The organism is Streptomyces sp. NPDC101490 (genome assembly GCF_044767145.1).
Classification (GTDB): Bacteria; Actinomycetota; Actinomycetes; order Streptomycetales; family Streptomycetaceae; genus Streptomyces.
On record NZ_JBIWNI010000011.1, the window covers coordinates 177947 to 200740 of the forward strand.

Here is a 22794-nt window from a genome sequence, read left to right on the forward strand (position 1 = left end):
GTCCCCAGCCATTTCACAAGGGCGGTACGCGCATTCACCCGGCCAGGCTAGCGCCGTCCGGTCACCCCGCGGGAGTGAACCGGGTCCGTCACCTCGCAGCCACGCAAAGGGGCTTCGATGTCCGGAAGGTTCTGAGAATGCGGTCGATGTCTCCCGCCGCTGGGCGCCCGGGGCAGGTACATCACCATGACCGTGCTTGGCTGCTCCCCCGGCTACCGCCAGGCACGGACGAGGTCTTCCGGGCCCCAATGCGCCGCAAGCGGGAGATCCTCCTCGACACCGCAACGGGACACCGCCACCAGCGCCGTGTCCGGGTCGGCACCGGGCACGGCGAGCATGTCCCGTACCAGGGCGTCGTACTCACGTCGGCCGAACGGCTGCGACTCCAGCCACTTCACCGAGCCGATGAAATGAACCTGCCCTGCCACGGGTTCGCGGTCGGCTCCGATCAGGTCGATCTCCGGGTTGTTCTGACGGTTCCACCAGCCCCCGACCGCCTCCGTCTGCGGCCACATCTCGTCGGGCAGCAGCCGCAGCAGCGACTCGCGGACGACCGGCTCGACGGCCCGGCCCCGCCAGGTCGCCCACGACCGCTCGATGCGTTCCAGCGCCAGATCGCCGCGACCGCGCTCGATGAGCGGGATCCCGCGTTGCAGGAAAGCCAGCCAGAACCGCAGGTACGGATCAGCGATGCGATAGCGCTTGTTCTTGCTGTCCGCCTTGACCGAGAGCGGCAGGTCAGCGGCCAGGACCCGCTTGGCCAGCAGCGTGTTCAGCAGCGGAGACAGCGTGCCCGAGGGCAGCGCGCCGGCACCACCGGCTTGCGCGGCAATGGTGGAGAAGGTCCGCTCGCCACTGCCGACCGCTTCCAGGATCGCGCGCGAGTGGGACGCCTCGGGAAACTCCCCCAGCAGCGACAGCTCGCCCGCCACCAACAGCGGGGCAAGCGGGTTGGACACAGCCTCGCGCAGAAAGTCCTGGCGACCCATCCCCGGCCGCCAGGACTGAACGATTTCCGGGAACCCTCCGGTGATCAGCAGCGCGTCCACCGCTTCCGCCGCGTCCAGACCGGTCATCGCCTGCACATCGGCCAGATGCAGCGGCTGTACGGTCATCTTGGCCGCCCGGCCGAAGAAGGGGCGGCCATAGGACTGCAGCGCCTCCATCACCGACATGTCACTGCCGACCAGGATCAGCAGGACGGGCTTGGCGGACAGGTGCCGGTCCCAGACCGTCTGCAGCGCCCCCTCGAACTCCCCGTCCTGTTCCACCAGCCACGGCACCTCATCGAGCACCGCAATGCTCGGGGTGTCGTCCGGAATCGCGACCGCCAGGGAACGCAGTGCCTGGTTCCAGTCGGAGGCCTGCAGCCCGGCCACCAGCTCGGCCCCGGGCAGAGCGGAATGCGCCAGCGTCGCGGCGAAGTCCGCCCGCTCGGTCACGGCGTTGCGTCCCCGCGTCGCCTGGAAGACCACGTACGGAAGCCCAGAACGGTCGCAGAACTCCTGGACCAGACGAGACTTGCCCACCCGGCGCCGGCCCGTCACGATCACAGCCTGACCACGCGTGGCCCCCGTACCGCCGACCACCAGGCCCAGCTGCCGAGCCAGCTGATCCAGGTCGGCAGACCTGCCCTTGAACTCCATCAGAGTCCCACCCCCAGTCTCCAAGAAACATAGATTCGACATTACGTAGATTGAATCCTACTTAGAGCCTAATTGACTTCTGCCGCCCCCGTCGACAACCCCGCCGAGACGGCGGGGAAGGAATCCGCGCGGCGGCGTCTCGTTCGCCGAAGCCCACACCCTTCAGATTCTGCGACATTCAGCACATTGCCGAGTCGTGGGACATGCGTGGGACGGCAAGCCTGACAACTCATCAGCTAGGTGGCTGACCTGGGCAAACACTTGGGTACGATCCGGCCTCCGGAGCCGTGTGCGCAGGTTCGAATCCTGCCGGGGGCACTTCGCGAGAAGTGCCGAACAGACCCCGTAGTCAGTGGAAACGCTGAGTACGGGGTCTTGTTGTACGTGCGGGCGGGTACCGGACGGAGCGACCGTACGGCAGGAGTGGCAGCTTGTTCGCGGTCTGGGCCGTGCGTCACGGAACCGCGCCCTGCCGCGTATCGGCGACGGAAGGGCCGTCACGGTCCTCTCCGGCTCGGCGAGGCGCCCGCCCCGCACTGCCCGGCAGCTCGGGTGCGGCCGCCCACGGCCACCCGTGACCTCGTGACCTCATGACCTCGTGACCTCGTGACCTCGTGACCACCGACAATGGATGAAGAGCGAGGTGTGTCGATCATGTTCTTCCAGTGCCGCGGGTGTCGCCGTGCGGTGACTTCGACGGTTGTCGAGCGGCCCCTGCCGCATCCTGACTCGGATGAAGGGTGGCACCGTCCTGAGGCTTCTCCCCCGGACGCCGGGGGACACTCCGCCGCTCCCCTCGTGCGGATGCCCCCGGGGACGTTCGCCGTCGACCCCGATCCGTCCGGACCGCCCTATGTTCTGGACCGATCGTCCCGACTCCTCGTGGAGTCCGGCCCGCGCGGCACCATCGTGCTCAACGCGTGCGACGGCCTCGGGCTGGAGGAGCACCCCGACACGGCGATGCGCCGCGGCTACTGCTGCGGGATGGACGGCGAGTGGGGGCCCAACCTGGTGTGCGCCTGCGGCACGGTCATCGCGACCGTCTACTCGGATTGCTACCAGGTCCAGGAATTGAGGCTGCAGCCCCACGCAGTGGAGCGCTGCCCCTGATCGTCCGATCACCGGAGGCAGTGCACGAGGAAGCCTCGTGACCGTGGCTCGGGACGGTGCTCGCCCTGTCCTGTGGGCCGGGCTGCGCGGGCGGTGTCTCGCGCAGGCGTTCGGGGAGGGTGGCGTCCGGTTCGCCAGGGGCCCGTTCGTTTCCGGTCAGGTTCACTCGGTGGCGGGGTGGATCGGGTGTTTTCGGGATTCGCCGTGGGGGGCGCGGACACAATGCGCGCATGGACGAGGACTGGAAGCAACGGCTCGACGCGGCGCGGGCGGGGCTCGTGGAGAGGGAGGATCCGGTTGCCTGGGTGACCGAGATCGACGCCGCCGAGGCCGCCGTCAAGTATCCGGGGCTGAGCGTGCGCGGCGCCCTTTTCGGGGTCGCGGCGCAGGAGCCCGGCGGGCCGTGGGAGATCGTCCTGCCGGTGCGGTCGGGGATGCCCCAGGAGACCCGGGACAGTCTGCAGTCGCACTTCTTCTTCCGGGCCAAGGACGAGACCGACGAACCCGTCGAGCGGCGCGCGCTGATGAACGCCGTCGACCTCCTCGCCCAGGAGCGCGTGAACGAACTCGACGTCCTCGGGCTGCGCTACCGGGTCATCCGGGGCGACGAGTTCGCGCGCTCCAGTGACGACGGGCTCGAACCGCCCCGCCCCACCGACCCCGAGCCGGTGTTCCGTGTGTGGGAGCGGCGCCTCACCCCCGGGCGCTGCCCCGACACCGGTGTCGTCTTCGACCCCGAAGGAATGCGGGGGCCGATGGCGGAAGCCCTGCGCTTCGGCATGCGGGACTTCCGGTACACCGGGAAGCGCTATCCGGCCGGGGTCCGCGACGACTCCCGGAAGGCGGTCGGCACCCATCCCGACGTCGCCATGCTCCCGGTCACCTTCGGGATCGTCGAGCGCGAGGGCTCCGGCTGGGTGCCGTGCGGCGGCCTCGAACCCAGCCCGCACGACGCGCGCCGCGCGCTCTACGACGACCTCACCGATCTGTGGGCCCGCATCTACCAGTGGGGCGACGAGAAACGGGAGCGGTACCGGCGCGCCGGTGAGCTGTTCCGGGCCGCCGGGAGTTCCGACCAGGCCCGGGTCGACGGGCGGGAGTTCAGGATCTGCCGCGTGGAGCGCATGGTCCGTTTCGGACCCGACGGGCCGGAAGGGCCCCGCCCTTCCGACGTCGACGAGTACGACCCGTCCCCCATGCACCCCCGGATGGACGACGACGGGACTCTCCACTACGACACGTGACGGAGCCGGGCGCCCCCGTCCCCCTTCTCCGGGTGGCGCCCCGTTCCTCCGGGCGGGGCACTGGTTCCCCGCCTCCCGGGGAAGCCGCGCTCGACCCTGGGCCGGCCCCTCCGTCCCGGGGCCCGGTGCGCCGTCCCCCCTCAGGCGCTGCGCTTGCGCGCGGGAGCCTTCTTCCTCGGAGTCGGGGACGGGGAAGCGGTCGAGGTCGCCTTCGTCGTCAGCTCCTTCGTCGTCGTACCCTTCGGCCCTTTCGGCTCCTTCGCCGTCTTCGTCGCCGCCGCGGACCTCTTGCCCGCCGTCGCGGTCTTCGCCGTCGTCGTCTTCCTCGCCGTCCTCTTCTTCGGCGTCGTCTCCGCCGGGGCCGGTTTCCCGCGCGGTTTCAGTTCCGTCACCACCGCGTCCTCGCCCCGGGCCTCCCTCGCCGCCCGCACGCTGTTCTCCAGCGCCGCCATCAGGTCGATGACCTGGCCGCCGCCCTGTTCCTCCCCCGGTTCCGGTGCCTGGACGCCCTCTCCGCCCTCCGCCTTCGCCGCGATCATCTCCTCGACCGCCGTCCGGTAGTCGTCGTGCAGACCGTGGATGTCCACCTCCCCCAACGTCGCCATCAGGGCGTCCGCCAGGTCGAGTTCGGCGTCCCGCACGCTCACCGGGGTCTCCGGGGCCACCCCCTCCGGGGCGCGGATCTCGTCCGGCCAGAGCAGCCCGTGCATGGCGATGACGTCGTCGACGACCCGGAGCATGCCGAGCCGTTCCCGGCCCCGCAGCGCGTACTTCGCCACCGCCACCTTGTCGCTGCGCTTGAGCGCCTCACGGAGCAGGGTGTACGGCTTGGCGGCGGGGACGCCGTTCGCCGACAGGTAGTACGCCGCGTCCATCTGGAGCGGATCGATCTCGCCCGCCGGTACGAACGCGACGATCTCGATCGTCTTCGCCGTGGGCAGCGGCAGCGCGGCCAGGTCCTCGTCGGTGACCGGGATCATGGTCCCGTCACCCTCCTCGTACGCCCGGCCGATCTCCGCCGGGGGGACCTCTTCGCCGTCCAGCTCGCACACCTTCTTGTAGCGGATGCGCCCGCCGTCCTCCGCGTGGATCTGCCGGAAGGAGACGGAGTGGCTCTCGGTGGCGTTCACCAGCTTGATCGGGATGCTGACCAGGCCGAAGGATATGGCTCCGTTCCAGATGGATCGCACGGTTCTTCCTCTCGGTCCCGACCGCCGCATACCGGTACGAATCGTGGGATTCTCATCGTATGACGCCGATCACAGAGGTGGAGGGCCGACGGCTGGCGCTCAGCAATCTGGGCAAGGTGCTCCACCCGGCCACCGGCACCACCAAGGGCGAGCTGCTCCACTACTACGCCACCGTCGGGCCTGTGATCCTGCCGCATCTGCGCGACCGCCCGGTGTCGTTCCTGCGGTATCCGGACGGGCCCGCCGGGCAGCTGTTCTTCAGCAAGAATCCGCCGCCCGGCACGCCCTCCTGGGTGAGGACCTCCCCCGTGCCCCGCTCCGACGCCCCCGGCGCCCGGCAGGTGCTCGTCCAGGATCTGGCCTCGCTGATGTGGGCGGCGAACCTGGTCGTGGAGTTCCACACGCCCCAGTGGCGGGCCGCCTCCCCCGCCGTCGCGGACCGGCTGGTCCTCGATCTGGACCCCGGCCCGCCCGCGACCGTCGTGGAGTGCTGCCGGGTCGCCCTCCACCTGCGGGAACGGCTCGCGCGGGATGGTCTGGAGGCCTGGGCGAAGACCTCCGGCGCCAAGGGGCTGCACCTGCTCGTCCCGCTGGTGCCGACGCCCTCCGCGCGGGTCTCCGAGTACGCCCGGCAGCTCGCCGTCGAGGCGGAGGCGGCCCTGCCGGGGCTCGTCGTGCACCGGATGGCGCGGGCCCTGCGCACCGGGAAGGTCTTCGTCGACCACAGCCAGAACGCCGCCGCCAAGACCACCGCCACCCCCTACACGCTGCGGGCCAGGCCCCTGCCCACCGTCTCCGCCCCCGTGACCTGGGAGGAGGTCGGGGAGTGCGCCGACCCCGGGGCCCTCACCCTCCTCCTGGACGACATCGCGCCCCGGGTGGAGCGGTACGGGGACCTCCTCGCCCCGCTCTTCGCGCCCGAACGGGCGGGGGTCCTGCCGTGAGGGCGGACGCCGTCGCGCTCCCGCCGCCCGTGGAGGTGATGCGGCCCCGGCCCGCCGACGACCTTCCCGTACAGCGGGAACCACCCCGTGACCTGCAGTACTCGCTCAAGCTCGACGGGTTCCGCGCGCTGGCCTTCGTCCTGGGGGACGGGCGGGTCGTCCTCCAGTCGCGGTCCCGGCGGGACCTCGCCCCCGACTTCCCCGGCATCGCCGCGCACCTGCGGGACGGGCTGCCGCCCGGCATCGTGCTCGACGGCGAGCTGTGCGCGTACCGCGAGGGGCGGCTGAGCTTCACCGACCTGCTCCGGCCGGCCGCCGAACGCGCCCGGGACGGCGTGCCCGTCTCGTACATCGCCTTCGACCTGCTGGCCGTGCCCGGTCTCGACGTACGGGGGCTGCCGCTCCGCGACCGCTGGGAGCTGCTCGGCGCGGCCCTGCGCGAGACCGGGCCCCCGCTCCAGCGCGTCCTGGCCACGTCCGACGAGCGGACCGCCCGCGACTGGTACCGGGACCTGCGGGGCACCGGGGTCGAGGGGATCGTCGCCAAACGACTCGACTCCGTCTACCGGTCCGGGGCCACCTGGGCATGGCGGAAGGTCCGGTACGCCGACACCGTCGACGGCACCCTGCTGGGTGTCCTCGGTCCGCCGGACCGGCCCCGCGCCCTGCTCGTACGGCTCACCGACGGGCGTACGGTGACCACCTCGCCCCGGCTCACTCCGGCGCAGGCGCACGAGGTGGGCGCGCTGACGGCCACGCGCGCCGGGCCGGTCGCCGAGGACCCGGAACACGGCCCGGTCCACCGGATCGACCCGCCCGTCCCCGTCGAGGTACGGCGGCGCGCGGGACGGCAGCGGCAGGACGTCGCGGCCTTCGTCCGGGTCCGGGCGGCGGAGTGAGGCGGCACCCGCGACCGGCCGAAGTGACCTCCGGGGGACCCGTACGGGCCTGGAGGCCCGTACGGGGGGGCGGAGAACCCGTAGGGGGGCGGAGAACCCGTAGGGGGTTCACGACCCTTGGGGGGTGCCGGGGGCCCGTAGGGGGATCGAGGACCCGTAAGGGGTGAGAGGCCCGTGGCGGGTGGGAGACCCGTAGCCGTACGCGACCCGTACGGGTGGGATCCGCGTACGGCGGGAGACCCGTACCCGGTGGGGTCACCTCTCAGGGGACCCACGGCGGGGCCTCCACCGGACCCCACCCGCCGGAGCCCCCGGCCGGGGTCCGGCCGGGTTCGGCCGGGGTCCGGCCGGATCGTTCCGCTTCCCGGCCGAATCGGGCCCGCCCCCGCGTGATCATCCCGCCGTCGTCCAAACCGGCCCGGATACCGTTCCGGCCAGTCCGTGGTCACTCGTTCGGGGAAGAACGGCGTTCCGCGCCGTCCGGGCCCCGTTTCCGGGTGGTGGAAGCCGGTGTGTCCGGGGGCGCGCGCGGGGGCGGGCGAGCGCCGGTCCGCGGTGCGGGCGGGGCCTCCGGGGCGGGTCCGTACCCGCGTCCGCCGCCGCCGGGCGGCGGTCCGGCCCGGACGCCGGGCCTCCGCGCGACCGGCTCGCGCGCCCCCCTCCGGGCGGGGTCCCGCGCCCGCCCCGGCGGCCCCGCGTGGCCCCTCGGGCGCTCCGTCGTCCGGGCGGGCCCGCACCCCGTTCCCGCACATCATCGGGACGGGCCGGGCCGGGCCGGGCGCCGTCGGCGCGACCGGTGCGACCGCCCGGTGGGCGACCGGAGGCGGGTCCGGTCACCCCCGGGGCCGTACGGTTCCTCCGCCCGGCACCCCCGGCCGGTCCGGACCGCGATGCCGGAGCACGAGCGGCGGACGGCCGCGCGAGGCGTCAGGAACGGGTCCGGAACAGAGTCGTCCGGCCCTTTCGGAAGCCGCCCCGAAGGCCCCGGAGCCCGCAACGGAGCGCAACTGACGGGCTCCGTACCGTACATGGCGCAAAGAGGCCGCAACTCGGCTTCCCCGGTGGGAACGCTGTCGCTTGTAAGGCCTTGCTGTCCCTCCCGTGGTGCACACTTGCTGCCTGGTACAGCGCTCACGGGGAAGGCGGCCTTGGCATGTTGACGGGGATCGAGGAGGTCGACTGGGCCTCGTTGGGGCACGCGTACGGCCCCGCGGACGACGTGCCGGAGCTGCTCCGCGGACTCGCCTCCGGCGATCCGGCCGAGCGCGAGGCCGCCCTCGACGGAATGTACGGCTCCGTGCACCACCAGGGCGATGTGTACGACTCCACGCTCGCCTGCATCCCCTTCCTCCTCGAACTCGTCGCCGACCCCGGGGTGCAGGAACGCGGCTGCATCGTCGAACTGCTCACCAGCATCGGCGGGATCGAGCTCGACGACGACGAGGAGCTGGACGCGTTCGACCCGGAGGACGAGGAGTTCATCCCCGCCGCCAACTACGCGATGGCCGCCGCGGCCATCGCCGCCGGTGCCGACGTCTTCCTCGGCCTCGTCTCCGACCCCGACCCCGAGGTGCGGCTCGCCGCGCCCTGCGCCCTCGCCTCGCTGCACCCCGAGCCCGCCCGCGTCCTGACCCTGCTCCGGGAACGGCTCACCGTCGAGCGGGACACCGAGGTGCGGCTCGCCCTGGTCGCCGCGCTCGGGCGGATCGCCCTGCGGCACGCCTCGCTACGCGCAGAGACCGTCGACTGGCTCGACTGGCTGGCCCGCGCGGCCCAGGACCCGGGGCTGCGGCTGGCGGCCCTGGCGCAGCGGGCGCGCTGCGCGCCCGGCGACATCCCCGACGACGTGGTGCCGTGGGTGACGGGGCTCCTGGAGGAGATCCGGGCGAACGCCCGGCAGGCCGCCGCCCCGGGCGGCGGGCGGACGGCCTCGCCGACGCTCATCGGGCAGGTCCGCGAACTCCTGGAGGAGCACGCGGCGGGGCGGCCCGCGCCCTGGACCGAGGAACTGCTGAGAACCCTGCACGCGGCGCTCGACGACCGGGTGGACGACCGGATCGCGCTGATCCTGGCGCAGCTGCGCAGCCCGGACTGGGGCCAGCGCTCGGACGCGATCTGGCTGTGCGGCGGGTTGATACGGGTCTGGCGGGGGCGGTACGAGGAGGTCGTGCGGCTGGTCGGCGAGCAGCTCCACGACTCCGAGCCCCGGCTCAGGGAGGCCGCCACCACCTTCCTGGAGCGGCTGTTCGAGCTGGGCTCACCGGCCGCCGACGCGCTCGCGGCCCGTCTGGCGACGGGCCCGGCGGGCGGCTCCCGGGCGTACGGGCGGGGGCGGACCGGCGGGACCGGCGCCCCCCGGCCGTACGGGACGGCCCTGGTCGGCCCCACGGGTCCGGGCCCCGCCGACCCCGACTCCTACTCCGGGTCCGCCCCCGACCCGGGCCTCACCTCCGGCCCCGACGCCGATCCCGGGCCGCCCGGTCCGCTCGGCCGCACCGGTGGCGGACCGAGCCCCTTCGTCGGCCGCTCCGGGCGGGACGGCGCGCTGCTCGCGCTGGCCCGCGCCGGGGACCCCCGGGCCGTGCCGCTGCTCGCCCGCGCCCTGGAGGAGCCCGAGGTGCGGCGGGAGCTGCTGTACGCGATGGACGGCCTGGGGCCTTCGGCGTCGATGCTCGCGCCGCTGCTGCGCCGCCGTCTGGCCGAGGTCGCGCTCGACGAACGGCTCTACGACGGTGCGGCGCCGCTGCTGTACGCGCTCGCGGCGGTACGGGGCTCCCAGGCCGTCCCCGAGGTGCTGCGGGTGCTGTGCGGGGCTCCCGAGAACCGGCGCGACTGGGTGCGGGAGGCCGCCCTGCGGACGCTGGCGGCCTTCGGCCCGGCGGCCCGGGAGGCCGTACCGGACATACGGCGGCTCCTCGACGCGGGTTCCGCCACGGTCGCCACGGCGGCGGCGCGCGCCCTGTGGGCGGCCGAGGGGGACCTCGCGGAGGCCCTGCCCGCCGTGGAACGGTGGCTGCGGCCGGGGGCGACCGGGGCCGACCGGTGCGCGGCGGCGCAGGCGCTCGGCGAGATCGGCCCGGCGGCGGCCTCGTCGGCCGCCTTCCTCAGGCCCGGCCTGGCCTCGCGGGACCTGTGGGTCCGGGTGCAGTGCGCGGCGGCGCTCTGGCGGGTGTCGGGGGACGCGACGGAGGCGCTTCCGGTGCTGCTCGCGGCCTGGGAGGAGAACCGGCACACGCGCGTGGACGTGGCGGAGTGCCTGGCGGAGATGGGCCCGGCGGCGAAGGACGCGCAGCTGGTGATCCTCACCGAGCTGACCCGGCGCCGCCGCCACAACGCCCGCGAGGGCGCTTCGGGCAGCCACGACATCCACCAGGACGAGAAGCTGCTGACCCTGTGTCGTGCGGCCCTGGCGAGGATGGAGCGGGGCGGGTACTGAGGGGATCGCGGGTCCGGACGGCGGCTGCGGGGTCCCGACCGGGCGCGGTCCGGGATGGCCGCCCGGTCCGGGATGGCTCGGCCGGTCCGGGGCCGACAGTCGGCTCGGAGGGGCCGGGCGGGTACGGCGGGGCTCCGCCGGATATGGCGGGTGCCCGGCGGGTACGGCGGGGCCGTACGAAAGCGGCCCGCCCCTGCGGTGGTAGGGAAAACGGCCCGCCACCGCGGCGGTTCGGAAGGCAGCCTCGTCGCTGTGGACAGACCCAGTGAGACGAAAAGGACGTTCCTCCGCATAAGGTCTACTGGGAGGGGGACGAAATCCCCCGCCCGGTCGGTATCCCGTCGATCGCACCCGATCACTGTCGATCCCCCCAGGGATCACCACCGGTCGATGTGGGTACCGGTGAGTCCAGCGGGCCGCGGCCGGTCCACCGGGTCCCGGCCGATCTGTCGCCCGTCACCCGTCGAACGGCCGGGCGCCGGATCAGCCGCGAGGGCGGTGGACCCGGCCCCGCGCTCCGGGCGGTGCGCACCGGTCGGGACGACGGGCCGTACCGTCCAGGGTGGTGGACAGCCGTACCGTCCAGGGTGGTGGACGGGTGGCGGACAGCGGTCCCGACCGGATGCCGGACCGGCCGGGTGCGGTCGATCCGGTGTGACCGCACCGGCGGACGGTCGTCCGGCCGGTCGCGGCCACCACCGGTTCCGGCCGGTGGCCGGTCCCGCCCGGCGCCCGTCCCCCCGTCCGCCACCCGCCCGTCCGCCACCCGCCCTTCGTCCCCCGACCCTCCGCCCCGACCCCGACCCCGACCCGAGGAGCGTGCCGTGAACCCGCGCGGACCGCAGACCGCCGCCGTCGTGGCCCTCTGCGCCCTCCTGCTCCCGCTCGCGCTCACCGGGTGCGGCGGAGGGCGCGGCGAGGGCGGGCTCAAGAGCGCCGGGGCCACGCCCGTCGCCGTGGGGCCCGTACAGCTGTGGCCCGAGCTGCCGCCCGCCACGAGTCCGCCGGTCGACTACGGGAAGACCGACACCGAACGGGTGCCAGGTGTCCGGGTGCCCGACAACGACGTGCGCTCCGTCGACCCCGTGACCGTGGTCCGCGCCGAGGTGCGCGCCCGGCCGGGGACGTACACCGGCGGTGACGGGATGTACGAGGAGACCGCGCGCGCCATCGAGGACTGCGACGCCTCGCCCGTCACCTGTCCCGTCCTCCGGCCGTACTACCGCGACCTCACCGGGAACGGACGGGACGAGCTGATCGTCGGCATCCGGATGCCGGACCAGCAGGTCGGCGTGCGCGTCTACCTCGCCGAGAACGGCGGGCTCACCCGCATCATGTCCACCGTCGACCAGGTCATCAGCGTGGAGGTGGCAGGCCGGGACCTGATCATGCGGGTCGGCTCGGCGGGCATCCCCGGGTACGAGTACCGCACCGCCTGGTCCTGGGACGAGCAGCAGCACAGCATGCTGCCCACCCGGGACGAGATCGTCCGGGTGAAGCCCCCCGGCGCCGGGCCGTCGACCCCGCCCGCGCCCCGGCTGGTCAGCCCGACGCCCGCCCCGACCCCGGGCCCCCCGCGCGGACCGGCCGCCGCGCCCGCCGCCGGGGACGCCGCCGACGCGACGGACGCGGGCGACACCGGCTACCCGCCCGCGCCGCTGCCCTCGCCCTCGTCAGGGAACGGCAGTGCCACCCCGCACGGGTCCGCCCCGTGAGGGCCCCCCGGCGGCCCGCCTGGACCGCGACGCTCACCTGGAAGGCCGCCCTCTTCATCGCCGTGATGTGCTGCGCCCTCGCGGCGCTGCTCGGCGTCCTCGTGCACGTCTCCGTGACCGGGCAGACCGTGAACGACGCGCGCGAGAAGGCGCTCGCGCGGCTCACCGACGTCAGCCGGCTGTACGAGGCGGGTGAGCCGCTGCCCCGGTTCGCCGGGATCGACCCCGAGGGGCTGCCCGCCTCCCTGCGGGCGCTCGCCCTGCGCGGCGAGCGGGGCACGATGGTGGCCGACGACCGAGGGCGTCCCACGATGTGGGCGGCCGCCCCGGCGGACGGCCCGGCCGACGGGCCCGCCGCCGGTCCGACGAACGAGGTCAGGGGGCACACGGGCCGCCGGGCCCTCGCCGTGCGCGTCGACTACGCGCAGAGCGCCGGGACGATCGACGCCCTCGACCGTTCGATCGTCGGCTCCTCGGGCCTCGCCATCGGCGCGACGCTCCTGGTGGGCGCGTTCGCCGTCACCCGGGTCACCCGGCGGCTCCATCTGACCGCGCAGGTCGCCCGCCGGATCAGCGCCGGTGACCTCGACGCGCGCGTCGACGACCCCCGTACGAAGGATCCCAGCCGTCCTCTGGACGAGGTGGCCACGGTGTCCGGGGCGCTGGACACGATGGCCTCCTCGCTCCAGCGCAAGCTGCAGAGCGAGCAGCGGTTCACCGCCGACGTGGCGCACGAGCTGCGCACCCCGCTGACCGGGCTCTCGGCCGCCGCCGAACTGCTGCCCGAGGGACGGCCCTCGGAGCTGGTGCGGGACCGGGTGCGGGCGATGCGCGCGCTGACCGAGGACCTGCTGGAGATCTCCCGGCTGGACGCCCGCAACGAGACCGTGGACCTCGCCGTGCACGAACTGGGCCCGCTCGCCGAGCGGGTGGTGCGCGCCTCGGGCACCGACACGGAGGTGCGGATCGTCCGGGACGCGATGGTGGAGACCGACCGGCGGCGTCTCGAACGGGTGCTGGGCAATCTGGTGGCCAACGCCCACCGGCACGGGGCCCCGCCGGTGGTGGTGACGGTGGACGGTCCGGTGGTGTCCGTCCGCGACCACGGGCCCGGCTACCCGGCGTACCTGCTGGAATCGGGGCCGCAGCGGTTCCGGACCGAGGGCCGGGGCAAGGGGCACGGCCTCGGTCTGACGATCGCGGCGGGCCAGGCGGAGGTCATCGGCGCCGGGCTGCGGTTCACCGTGCCCGACGGGGGCGGCGCGGAGGCCCTGCTGAGCCTCCCCGAGGACACCCCGCCGCCGGAGAGCGGCCCGGGAACGGGCCCCGGGGACTGACCCACCCGACCCACCCGACCCACCTAGCACTCCCGGCCCACCTGGTACTCCCGGCCACCCGGCGCTCCCGGCCCACCCGGGCACTCCCAGCCCACCCGACGCTCCCGGGCACTCCCAGCACTCCCGGCCACCCGACGCTCCCGGCACACCGGCACTCCCGTACAGCCAGAGCCACGCCACGCCACGCCGCACGGCACACCGTCACACAAAAGGGACATAGCGCATGGCGCTTGCTACGTTGCGGCCATGACCGCACCGCGCCCGGACGCTCCCCCGCCCGGGGTACGCATCCCGAAGCGCCGCGGCGTGGAACTCTCCCTCCTCGTCTGCGCCGTCCTCATCTCCGTCTACGGCTACGCCGAGGTCGGCCTCGCCCGGAGCGGGGCCGTACCGCCGGACGCCCTGCGGTACGGCGCCGGGCTCGGTCTGCTGTCGCTGGTCGCGCACCTCGTGGTCCGGTTCCGCGCCCCGTACGCCGATCCGCTGCTGCTGCCGATCGCGGTCCTGCTCAACGGTCTCGGTCTGGTGCTGATCTACCGCCTCGACCTGGAGACCCCGGGCGTCCGGGCGGCGGCCACGCAACTGGTCTGGTCGACGCTCGGGGTGGCCCTCTTCATCCTGGTCGTGCTGCTGCTGCGCGACCACCGCACCCTCCAGGGGTACGCGTACGTGTCGGTGGCCGCCGCGCTCGCCCTGATGATCCTGCCGATCTTCTTCCCGGCGGTGAACGGCGCCAAGATCTGGATCCGGGTCGGCGGCTTCTCCTTCCAGCCGGGCGAGTTCGCCAAGATCCTGCTCGCCGTCTTCTTCGCCGCCTACCTGGCCGCGAACCGCAACGCGCTCGCGTACACCGGCCGCCGGTTCTGGAAGCTCCAGTTCCCGACCTGGCGGGTGCTGGGCCCCCTGGTGGCGATCTGGCTGCTGAGCGTCGGCGTCCTCGTCCTCGAACGGGACCTGGGCACCTCGCTGCTCTTCTTCGGCCTCTTCGTGATCATGCTGTACGTGGCGACCGGGCGGACCGGCTGGATCGCGGTCGGGCTCGTCCTCGCCTCCGCCGGGGCCTTCCTCGTCGGCTCGCTCGAACCGCACGTGCACAGCCGGGTGCAGGACTGGCTCGACCCCTTCGCCTCGATCCGGGCGGGCCAGGGGCCGGGGCAGCTCGCGCAGTCGCTGTTCGCCTTCGCCGCCGGGGGGATGCTCGGCTCGGGCCTCGGTCTCGGCCACTCCGTCCTCATCGGCTTCGCCGCCAAGTCCGACTTCATCCTGGCGACCGCCGGGGAGGAGCTGGGGCTCGTCGGCCTGACCGCGATCCTGATGCTGTACGCGCTGCTCGTGGCGCGCGGCTACCGCGCCGGGCTCTCGCTGCGCGACCCCTTCGGACGGCTCCTCGCCATCGGGCTCGCGTCGATCGTCGCGCTCCAGGTCTTCGTCATCACGGGCGGGGTGATGGGCCTGATCCCGCTGACCGGCATGGCGATGCCGTTCCTGGCCCAGGGAGGTTCGTCCGTGGTCACCAACTGGGTGATCGTCGCGCTCCTCATCCGCGTCAGCGACTCCGCCCGCGCGCCGGGCCCGGACTCCGCCGACACCGGGACGCTCGCGCCCGTCAAGGAGGGTGCCTCGTGATCCGGTACGCGCGGCGGGCCGCCGCCTTCTGTCTCGTGCTGCTCGTGGCGCTGCTCGTCAACGCGGCCCGCGTGATGGTCTTCCAGGCGGACGAGCTCGACGACAACCCGGCCAACCGGCGGATCGCCATCGAGCGGTACGCCCAGCCGCGCGGCGAGATCCTCGTGGACGGGAGGTCCGTGACGGGTTCCCGGGACAGCGGGCAGCAGCTCCGCTGGGAACGGACGTACCCGCAGGGCCCGTTGTACGCGCCGGTCACCGGCTACGCCTCTCAGACGTACGGCACGACCCTCGTCGAGAACGCCGAGGACGCGGTCCTGTCGGGCACCGACCCGATGCTGGCGCCGCTGCCGCTCTGGAACGAACTCACCCGGGGCCGTCAGCCCGGCGGGGACGTGGTGACGACGATCCGGTCCTCGATGCAGGAGGCCGCCTACCGGGGGCTGGAGGGCAAGCGGGGCGCGGTGGCGGCCCTCGACCCGTCGAGCGGGCGGATCCTGGCGCTCGTCAGCTCGCCCTCGTACGACCCCGGTCTCCTCTCGGGCACCGGCAGGAAGGTCGAGGACGCCTGGCGGCGGCTCAACACCGCGCCCGGCCGGCCGATGCTGAACCGGGCGCTGCGGCAGACGTATCCGCCGGGCTCCACGTTCAAGATCGTGACGGCCGCCGCCGCCCTGGACTCGGGGGTGGTGCGGGACGTGGACGCGCCCACCGACACCCCCGACCCGTTCGTACTGCCCGGGACCCGGCGGGTGCTGCCCAACGAGGCCACGGGGTGCGGCGACGCCTCGCTGTCCGAGGCGATCCAGTGGTCCTGCAACACGGTGATGGCGGGGCTCGGGGTGAAGGTGGGGCTGAGCGGGATGGTCGAGGCGGCGGAGAGGTTCGGCTTCAACGATCCGGGGCTGCGGGTGCCCTCCTGGGTGGCGAAGTCCAACTTCGACCGCCGGATGAGCCCGGACCAGCTCGCGCTGTCGTCGATCGGGCAGTTCGACACGACGGCGACACCGCTCCAGATGGCCATGGTGGCGGCGGCGGTCGCGAACAACGGCGAGATCGCGCAGCCGTACCTCGTCGACCGGACCACCACCTCCGGCGGAACGACGGTGGAGCGCACCGGCCGTCGTGGCTACCGGCAGGCGATGAGCCCCTCGACGGCGCTGCGGCTCCAGGAGCTGATGGTGAAGGCGGTCGTGGACGGCACGGGCACCAACGCGGCGATCCCCGGCGCCCGGGTCGGCGGCAAGACCGGCACCGCGCAGCACGGCTTCGGCAACACGGGGACCCCGTACGCCTGGTTCATCGCCTGGGCCCGGGCCGAGGACTCGGCCCGGCCCTCGGTCGCGGTCGCGGTGGTCCTGGAGGACGCGGAGGCCTCCCGTACGGACATCAGCGGCGGCGGCAGCGCGGCCCCGGTCGCCAGGTCGGTGATGGAGGAGGCGCTGCGGCTCGACGCGGCGGACCGGCCGTGAGGAGGGGCGCCGCCGGAGGGTGACACGGCCGGAGGGGCGGGCAGCGGGGAGGGGTGGGCATCAGGGACGGGCGGGACACCGGGGAGCACGGAGGGCCGGAAGGGTGCGCGGGGTCCCACCCGGCACCGCTCCCCGGCCCGGGACCCTCGCCCGGCCCCCGCACTCCGGACCCCGCGCCCGTACTCCCGCCTCTACTCCCACCCCCCACTTCTTACGCGTCCGCGTCCCCCCGGCTACTCTCCTGTCGCCCCCGCCGCGACGGCGTCCGCGACCTCCGTCACCCGGGCCTGCTCCTCCTGCGCGAAGCGCTCCGCGTCGAGGCGTTCGGCGATCTCCTCGTCCTGGGTCATCAGCAGGTCGAGGTTGGAGTCGCCGAGGTCGAAGACGCCCATGTCCACATAGGCCTTCTGGAGGCGTTCGCCCCACAGGCCGATGTCCTTGACGCAGGGCACGATCCGGCTGAAGAGGAGCTTGCGGAAGATCTGGAGGAACTCGGTGTGCTCGCTCAGCTCCTCCGCCTCCTTCTTCGGGATGCCGAAGTTCTCCAGGACCTCGACCCCGCGCAGCCGGTCGCGCATCAGGTAGCAGCCCTCGATGACGAACTCCTCGCGCTCGGCGCGCTCGGCGTCGGTGAGCTGCCGGTAGTAGTCGCGCAGGGCCATCCGTCCGAAGGCCACGTGCCGGGCCTCGTCCTGCATCACGTAGGTGAGGATCTGCTTCGGCAGCGGCTTGTCGGTGGTGTCGCGGATCATGCCGAACGCGGCGAGCGCGAGGCCCTCGATGAGGACCTGCATGCCGAGGTAGGGCATGTCCCAGCGGGAGTCGCGCAGGGTGTCGTCGAGCAGCCCCTTGAGGTTGTCGTTGATCGGGTAGAGCATCCCGATCTTCTCGTGGAGGAAGCGGCCGTAGATCTCGGCGTGCCGGGCCTCGTCCATGGTCTGGGTGGCGGAGTAGAACTTGGCGTCCAGGTCGGGCACGGACTCGACGATCCGGGCGGCGCAGATCATGGCGCCCTGCTCGCCGTGGAGGAACTGGCTGAACTGCCAGGAGGAGTAGTGCCTGCGCAGCTCGCCCTTGTCCTTCTCGGTCATCTTGGCCCAGTGGCGGGTGCCGTGGAGGGTGAGGACCTCGTCGGGGGTGCCGAGGGGGTCGTACGGATCGACCTCCAGGTCCCAGTCGATGCGGGTGGCGCCGTCCCACTGCTTGTCCTTGCCCTTCTGGTAGAGGGCGAGGAGGCGCTCGCGGCCCTCGTCGTACTCCCAGGAGAAGCGGGCGGCGCCCGTGGCGGGGATCTGCCAGCCGGGGGCGGCCGGGGCGGTGGTGTAGAGGTCGCGCGTCGACACTGACGTCTCCTTCGGGGGCTCGGGCCTGTCCCGTGGTGCGGTTCCGCGGCCAGGCTCACACGTGGTAGACGGATCGTCAACAAGTCGCGCACCAGGGATTGACGGGCTTTGCTGACGGACGGTCTCATAAAGAGTGACCCCCGGTAACACGACGGCGAGCCCAGCGAGGTGCGCGACCATGTCCCCTTTCACCGAGCCCGACTTCAGCCTCCTCAGGGACGCCCTGGGGCCGCTGCGCGACCGTGAACAGGTCGCCGGGCGCCTCCTGGAGTCCTCCCGCAAGCACGCGTACGACCCGGACACCGAGCTGGACTGGGAGGCGCCCTTCGAGCCGGGCCTGTGGTTCTGGCCGCCCGAGCTGGTCTCCCTCTACGGCACCCCGCTCTGGCACCGGATGTCCGAGGAGCAGCGGATCGCGCTCTCCCGCCACGAGGCCGTCTCGCTCGCCTCCCTCGGCATCTGGTTCGAGATCGTCCTGATCCAGCTGCTCGTCCGGCACGTCTACGACAAGTCGCCGACCAGCGACCACGTCCGGTACGCGCTGACCGAGATCGCCGACGAGTGCAGGCACTCGATGATGTTCGCGCGGATGATCCGGACCATCGGGGAGCCCGCGTACCCGGTGCCCCGGCTCCACCACAACCTGGCGCGGGTCCTGAAGAGCGTCTCGACCACCCCCGGTTCGTTCGCGGCGACGCTGCTCGGCGAGGAGATCCTGGACTGGATGCAGCGGCTGACCTTCCCGGACGAGCGGGTGCAGCCGCTCGTCCGGGGCGTGACCCGCATCCATGTGATCGAGGAGGCGCGCCATGTGCGGTACGCCCGGGAGGAGCTGCGCCGCCAGATGGTGACCGCCCCGCGCTGGCAGCGGGAGTTCACCCGGCTCGGCTCGGGCGAGGCCGCGCGGGTCTTCTCCGACTGCTTCGTCAACCCCCGGGTGTACGAGGCCGTGGGCCTGGACCGGCGGGAGGCTGTCGCCCAGGTGCGGGCGAGCGGGCACCGGACGGAGGTCATGCGCTCCGGCGCGAAGCGGCTGACGGACTTCTTCGACGACATCGGGATGCTGCGCGGACCGGGCCGCCGGCTCTGGAGGTCCTCGGGCCTGCTGGCCTGAGGACGTCGGCCGCGGGCCCGGCGGCCGGGGACGGCCGGGAACCCGGGGAGCGGGACGGCCGCGGGCCGGAAGCGCACAGGGCCGGGCCAGGAGCCGTGGAGGGGCTCCGGGGGCCGGGGCCGGGCGCGGTACGAAAGGGCGGCGCGGGCGGACACGGGAAGGCGCGGGGCACGGGATGCCGGACGGCGGGCGGCGGGGCGGGCGGGTCCGTGACGGCTCCCGGCCGGACCGGATCCCGCGCCCCGCGGTTACGCTGCCGGGCATGACGAGTCCCGCCACGCCCGCGTACCGCCGGCTCAGCGTCGAGGAACGGCGCGGGCAGCTGCTCGACGCCGCCCAGGAGCTCTTCGCCCACCGGGCCCCCGAGGACGTGTCGCTCGACGACGTCGCCGAGGCCGCCGGGGTCTCCCGGCCGCTCGTCTACCGCTACTTCCCCGGCGGCAAGCAGCAGTTGTACGAGGCCGCCCTGCGCTCCTCCGCCGACGCCCTGAACCGCTGCTTCGCCGAGCCCTCAGCTGGGCCGCCCACCGAGCGGCTGGGCCGGGTGCTCGACCGGTACCTGGACTTCGTCGACGGACACGACGCCGGGTTCAGCGCCCTGCTGCGGGGCGGCAGCGTCGCCGAGACCTCCCGGACCAGCGCGATCGTCGACGAGGTGCGCCGGGCGGCGGCCGAACAGATCCTCGTCCACCTGGGAGCGGAGCGGCCGGGCCCCCGCCTCGCCCTGCTCGTCAGGACGTGGATCGCCGCCGTGGAGGCGGCCTCGCTGATCTGGCTCGACGAGGAGAAGCGGCCCCCCGCCGGGGAGCTGCGGGACTGGCTGGTCGACCAGCTGCTCGCGCAGCTCGCGGCGACCGCGGCGGGCGACGGGGAGACCGCGCGGGTCGTCGGACGCCTCCTCGCCCAGGAGGCGCCCGAGGGCCCGGCGGCCCGGCTCGCGCGCCGGGTGGCACCGGTCCTCGGCCGGGCGGCCCACCTGCTCCGGCCGGAAGGGGGCGCGGAGGGGAGACTGGAGGGGTGAGAAGCCAGAACACCTCCTTCCGCGGCGGGCCCCTCGACGGCCGGGTCCTGCCGATCCTGCTCGGCCCGACCGGTCATCCGCCCAAGTGGTACGAGGTGCCGGTCCCGGCGCACGACGGCCGCCCGCCGACGGTGTACGCGTACCGGCGCGAGCCCTCGGGCTACACCAAGCGGCTCGGTCTCCAGCGGGGCTGGGTGTACGAGTACGTCCCCACGGGCCGCGAGCGGCGGGAGCTGCGGTGGCCGTGGTCGAAGCCGCGGGCCGCCGACGTGGGCGGTGAAGGCCCGGGGAACGGCGACCCGGGGGAACGCCGACCCGAGGGACGCTGAGCCGAAGGGGTGAGGCCCTCAGGCGCGCCCCTATTCGTACGGTAATCAGATGAAGTGACCCGTCATCATCCCCGTGGAGGTGGTGACGTGTCACGACGACTGCTGCGCACGGTCTGCACGGGGGCACTGGCGGCGGCCACGGCCCTGACGGGGATCGCCCCGGCGGGCGCCGCGCCCGAACCCCCGGCCGACCCGGTGGCCGAGGCGCCGATCGCATGGGCGGACCCGGCGGCGGAACCGGTCGGCCCGGTGGACCCGCACCCGGCCCCGGTCCCACCGGTCGCCGAGCCTCCGGCGGAGATGTCGGACGCGGCGGACCGGACCGGTCCGACCGGTCCGACCGGTCCCGGCTCCCCGACGGCCCCCGGGGGGTCCGTGCCACCGGCCCCGTACTCCGCCGCCCCGCCGACCGCCCCGGACCTCCCGGGAGCCGGGGACCCTCCGGGAGCGGACTCCTCCGCCCCGGGAGCCGTGGACGACGCCGCCGCGCTCCCCCCGTCCGGGGGCGACTCCGTCACCGCCCTGCTCACCCGGATGCGGACGCTCTACCAGCAGACGGAGGAGGCCACCGAGCGGTTCAACGCCGCCGAGGAGGAGCTGAAGCGCCAGACCGCCGACACCGGGAAGGTCACGGCCCGGCTGACCGCCGCCCGCGCCTCCCTGGAGCAGGGCCGTGCGGCGGCCGGGCGGATCGCCCGGGACCAGTACCAGGGCAGGTCGGAGCTCTCCTCGTACCTACGGCTGCTCCTCGCCGCCGACCCCCGGTCGGCCCTGGACCAGGGGCATCTGATGGCGCGCGCGTCCCGCGACCGCGCCGCCGCCGTGACCCGGCTGGCCGGGGCCGAACGGCGGGCGGCGGCCCTGGCGGCCGAGTCCGGCCGCGCCCTCGACCGGCAGCGGACCCTCGCCACGGCACAGCGCGCCCGCCGGGACGAGGTGCGGACCCGGCTCGCGGAGGTCGAGAAGCTGCTCGCCGCCCTCTCCCCCGGACAGCTGGCCCGGCTGACGGAACTGGAGCGCGTCCAGACGGCGGGCGCCCAGCGGGAACTGCTCGACTCGGGCGTCCTCGCCGGGAGGCGCAACCCGAGCCGGGCGGGCGCGGAGGCGCTGCGGTTCGCGGTGGAGCAGATCGGCAAGCCGTACGAGTGGGGGGCGGAGGGCCCGGAGACGTACGACTGCTCGGGACTCACCCAGCGGGCGTGGTCGGCGGCCGGCCGTGAGCTGCCGCGCACCAGCCAGGAACAGTGGGCGGAACTGCCCCGGGTGCCGCTGGCGGAGCTGCGGCCGGGCGACCTGGTCGTCTACTTCCCGGGCGCGACCCATGTGGCGCTCTACCTGGGAGAGGGCCTGGTGGTGCAGGCACCGCGACCGGGCGCCACGGTGAAGGTCTCCCCGATCGCGGCGAACCCGCTGCTGGGGGCGGTCCGCCCGGACGAGGACGGCACGGCCCTCCCGGAGTACACCCCGCCGCCCCTCCCGAAGGGAGCGAGGGAGGGCGGGGACGAGGGGTACGACGGACATGGCAGGGATGGCAGGGATGGCGGGGATGGCGGGGATGGCGGGGATGGCGGGGATGGCGGGCCGTGACGGCGGCCGGACGCCGGGGCGGCGCCCCGCACAGCCGGTACGGGTACACCGCCGGTGCGGGTACACCGCCGCTACGGGGTGCACAGTCGGTACGGGGCGCCTCAGTCGAACAGGGAGACGACTCCGAGGATCCAGATGTAGACCGTCGCCAGCACGCACAGGAGGCAGCCGGTCCCGGCGAGGACGCCGCTGACCGAGACGCCGCCGGGCTCCGGCTCCGGGTCCTCCTCGTCGACGGGTACGGGCTCGTCCCAGCCGACCGGCCGCCCCACCTCGGCGGAGCACGCCTCACGGACCTCGGCCAGCCGGTCCCGGGCGAAGACGGTGGCGGCGAGGGCCTCCGGGCCCCGCCAGGCCAGGGCCTTCATCCGCCGGGCCGCCGAGCCGTACCGCGCCTCGAAGGCGGCGGTCTCCGCCGCGTCCCGGTCCTCCTCCAGATACGTCCACCGGCCCGCCTCGGTCGGGATCCCCGTACAGCCGGTACACCCCGGCGAGACAGCGGCGCGGGGCCGGTTCGCACGGGAACGAGGAGACGAGCCCGCGCAGCCGCTGACGCGCGAGGGGGACCCGTCCGGCGGCCAGATCGGCGTCCGCGCGGGCCAGGGTGTTCGAGAGGGACATGCCCTCATGATCACCCCGTGTCCCGCCCGGCCCCGAACGGTTTTCCGCCCCGGAGCCGGGGACACGCCCTAGTAGTGCTTTGTTACCGGGTCTTGTCGTGTCGGGTTTTCGGTAGTTCGCTGGCTGTATGAGGGCTGGGGAGCTTGTGGCGGTGCGGGGT

Annotated in this window: 16 protein-coding genes and 1 pseudogene; 13 read left to right on the forward strand and 4 right to left on the reverse strand. The window is 73.9% G+C overall.

The genetic code is table 11. From position 1 onward, the window contains the following. Positions 1-212: 212 nt before the first annotated feature. Positions 213-1646, reverse strand: coding sequence for an ATP-binding protein (locus tag ACIRQY_RS21400; RefSeq protein ID WP_403927971.1), 1434 nt, complete (start codon positions 1644-1646; stop codon positions 213-215). A gap of 804 nt (positions 1647-2450) precedes the next feature. On the opposite strand from ACIRQY_RS21400, the gene ACIRQY_RS21405 reads away from it, so the two are divergent. After that, the gene (locus ACIRQY_RS21405) at positions 2451-2756 is read left to right on the forward strand and encodes a hypothetical protein (RefSeq protein ID WP_403927973.1); all 306 of its coding nucleotides are present in this window, start codon (positions 2451-2453) and stop codon (positions 2754-2756) included. A gap of 230 nt (positions 2757-2986) precedes the next feature. Then, the gene (locus ACIRQY_RS21410) at positions 2987-4000 is read left to right on the forward strand and encodes a DUF5954 family protein (protein WP_351781918.1); all 1014 of its coding nucleotides are present in this window, start codon (positions 2987-2989) and stop codon (positions 3998-4000) included. 140 nt (positions 4001-4140) lie between these two features. Here the strand turns inward: ACIRQY_RS21410 and ACIRQY_RS21415 are convergent, their stop codons facing one another. After that, entirely contained in the window at positions 4141-5190 is a 1050-nt protein-coding gene (locus ACIRQY_RS21415) for a Ku protein (protein WP_403927975.1), read from the reverse strand. A gap of 59 nt (positions 5191-5249) precedes the next feature. Here ACIRQY_RS21415 and ligD point away from each other — a divergent pair, with 59 nt between their 5' ends. The 7 genes from ligD (at position 5250) to ACIRQY_RS21450 (ending at position 16619) form a co-directional block, all read left to right on the forward strand. Beyond that, a complete protein-coding gene (ligD, locus tag ACIRQY_RS21420; protein WP_403927977.1) occupies positions 5250-6134 on the forward strand; it encodes a non-homologous end-joining DNA ligase in 885 nt (294 codons plus the stop codon). Beyond that, positions 6131-7033 carry a DNA ligase gene (locus ACIRQY_RS21425; RefSeq protein WP_403927979.1) on the forward strand — a complete coding sequence of 301 codons (903 nt, stop codon included), beginning with the start codon at positions 6131-6133 and terminating at the stop codon, positions 7031-7033. The genes ligD and ACIRQY_RS21425 overlap by 4 nt, the downstream gene beginning before the upstream one ends. A 1153-nt stretch (positions 7034-8186) precedes the next feature. Continuing rightward, the gene (locus ACIRQY_RS21430; protein ID WP_403927982.1) at positions 8187-10469 is read left to right on the forward strand and encodes a PBS lyase; all 2283 of its coding nucleotides are present in this window, start codon (positions 8187-8189) and stop codon (positions 10467-10469) included. 824 nt (positions 10470-11293) lie between these two features. After that, positions 11294-12184 (forward strand): hypothetical protein, encoded by an 891-nt coding sequence (locus ACIRQY_RS21435; protein WP_403927985.1) that lies wholly within the window; start codon positions 11294-11296, stop codon positions 12182-12184. Further along, complete coding sequence (locus ACIRQY_RS21440; RefSeq protein ID WP_403927987.1) at positions 12181-13521, forward strand: ATP-binding protein; 1341 nt, start codon at positions 12181-12183, stop codon at positions 13519-13521. The genes ACIRQY_RS21435 and ACIRQY_RS21440 overlap by 4 nt, the downstream gene beginning before the upstream one ends. 246 nt (positions 13522-13767) lie before the next feature. Further along, on the forward strand, positions 13768-15147 hold the full coding sequence (locus ACIRQY_RS21445; RefSeq protein WP_351781902.1) for an FtsW/RodA/SpoVE family cell cycle protein: 1380 nt from the start codon (positions 13768-13770) through the stop codon (positions 15145-15147). After that, complete coding sequence (locus ACIRQY_RS21450) at positions 15144-16619, forward strand: peptidoglycan D,D-transpeptidase FtsI family protein (RefSeq protein ID WP_403927991.1); 1476 nt, start codon at positions 15144-15146, stop codon at positions 16617-16619. The genes ACIRQY_RS21445 and ACIRQY_RS21450 overlap by 4 nt, the downstream gene beginning before the upstream one ends. Before the next feature lie 233 nt (positions 16620-16852). Here ACIRQY_RS21450 and ACIRQY_RS21455 read toward each other — a convergent pair whose 3' ends face one another. After that, positions 16853-17962, reverse strand: a complete 1110-nt coding sequence (locus ACIRQY_RS21455; protein ID WP_351781898.1) for a ferritin-like domain-containing protein — start codon at positions 17960-17962, stop codon at positions 16853-16855. 178 nt (positions 17963-18140) lie between these two features. Here ACIRQY_RS21455 and ACIRQY_RS21460 point away from each other — a divergent pair, with 178 nt between their 5' ends. The 4 genes from ACIRQY_RS21460 (at position 18141) to ACIRQY_RS21475 (ending at position 22013) form a co-directional block, all read left to right on the forward strand. Beyond that, entirely contained in the window at positions 18141-19076 is a 936-nt protein-coding gene (locus tag ACIRQY_RS21460) for a diiron oxygenase (RefSeq protein ID WP_403927994.1), read from the forward strand. 262 nt (positions 19077-19338) lie between these two features. Further along, positions 19339-20097 (forward strand): TetR/AcrR family transcriptional regulator, encoded by a 759-nt coding sequence (locus ACIRQY_RS21465; protein ID WP_403927997.1) that lies wholly within the window; start codon positions 19339-19341, stop codon positions 20095-20097. Then, the gene (locus tag ACIRQY_RS21470) at positions 20094-20426 is read left to right on the forward strand and encodes a hypothetical protein (RefSeq protein ID WP_403927999.1); all 333 of its coding nucleotides are present in this window, start codon (positions 20094-20096) and stop codon (positions 20424-20426) included. The genes ACIRQY_RS21465 and ACIRQY_RS21470 overlap by 4 nt, the downstream gene beginning before the upstream one ends. 87 nt (positions 20427-20513) lie before the next feature. Then, complete coding sequence (locus ACIRQY_RS21475) at positions 20514-22013, forward strand: C40 family peptidase (protein WP_403928002.1); 1500 nt, start codon at positions 20514-20516, stop codon at positions 22011-22013. A 101-nt stretch (positions 22014-22114) separates the two neighbouring features. Here ACIRQY_RS21475 and ACIRQY_RS21480 read toward each other — a convergent pair. Continuing rightward, positions 22115-22634: pseudogene (locus ACIRQY_RS21480) on the reverse strand (DUF6584 family protein). Between the last annotated feature and the right edge of the window lie 160 nt (positions 22635-22794).

What these genes read in the sequence shown, in the direction of transcription:
- ACIRQY_RS21460 (WP_403927994.1), top strand. Translation starts at nt 18,141, where the DNA reads ATGTCCCCTTTCACCGAGCCCGACTTCAGCCTCCTCAGGGACGCCCTG.
- ligD (WP_403927977.1), top strand. Translation starts at nt 5,250, where the DNA reads ATGACGCCGATCACAGAGGTGGAGGGCCGACGGCTGGCGCTCAGCAAT.
- ACIRQY_RS21400 (WP_403927971.1), bottom strand. Translation starts at nt 1,646, where the DNA reads ATGGAGTTCAAGGGCAGGTCTGCCGACCTGGATCAGCTGGCTCGGCAG.
- ACIRQY_RS21445 (WP_351781902.1), top strand. Translation starts at nt 13,768, where the DNA reads ATGACCGCACCGCGCCCGGACGCTCCCCCGCCCGGGGTACGCATCCCG.
- ACIRQY_RS21465 (WP_403927997.1), top strand. Translation starts at nt 19,339, where the DNA reads ATGACGAGTCCCGCCACGCCCGCGTACCGCCGGCTCAGCGTCGAGGAA.
- ACIRQY_RS21410 (WP_351781918.1), top strand. Translation starts at nt 2,987, where the DNA reads ATGGACGAGGACTGGAAGCAACGGCTCGACGCGGCGCGGGCGGGGCTC.
- ACIRQY_RS21405 (WP_403927973.1), top strand. Translation starts at nt 2,451, where the DNA reads ATGCCCCCGGGGACGTTCGCCGTCGACCCCGATCCGTCCGGACCGCCC.
- ACIRQY_RS21430 (WP_403927982.1), top strand. Translation starts at nt 8,187, where the DNA reads ATGTTGACGGGGATCGAGGAGGTCGACTGGGCCTCGTTGGGGCACGCG.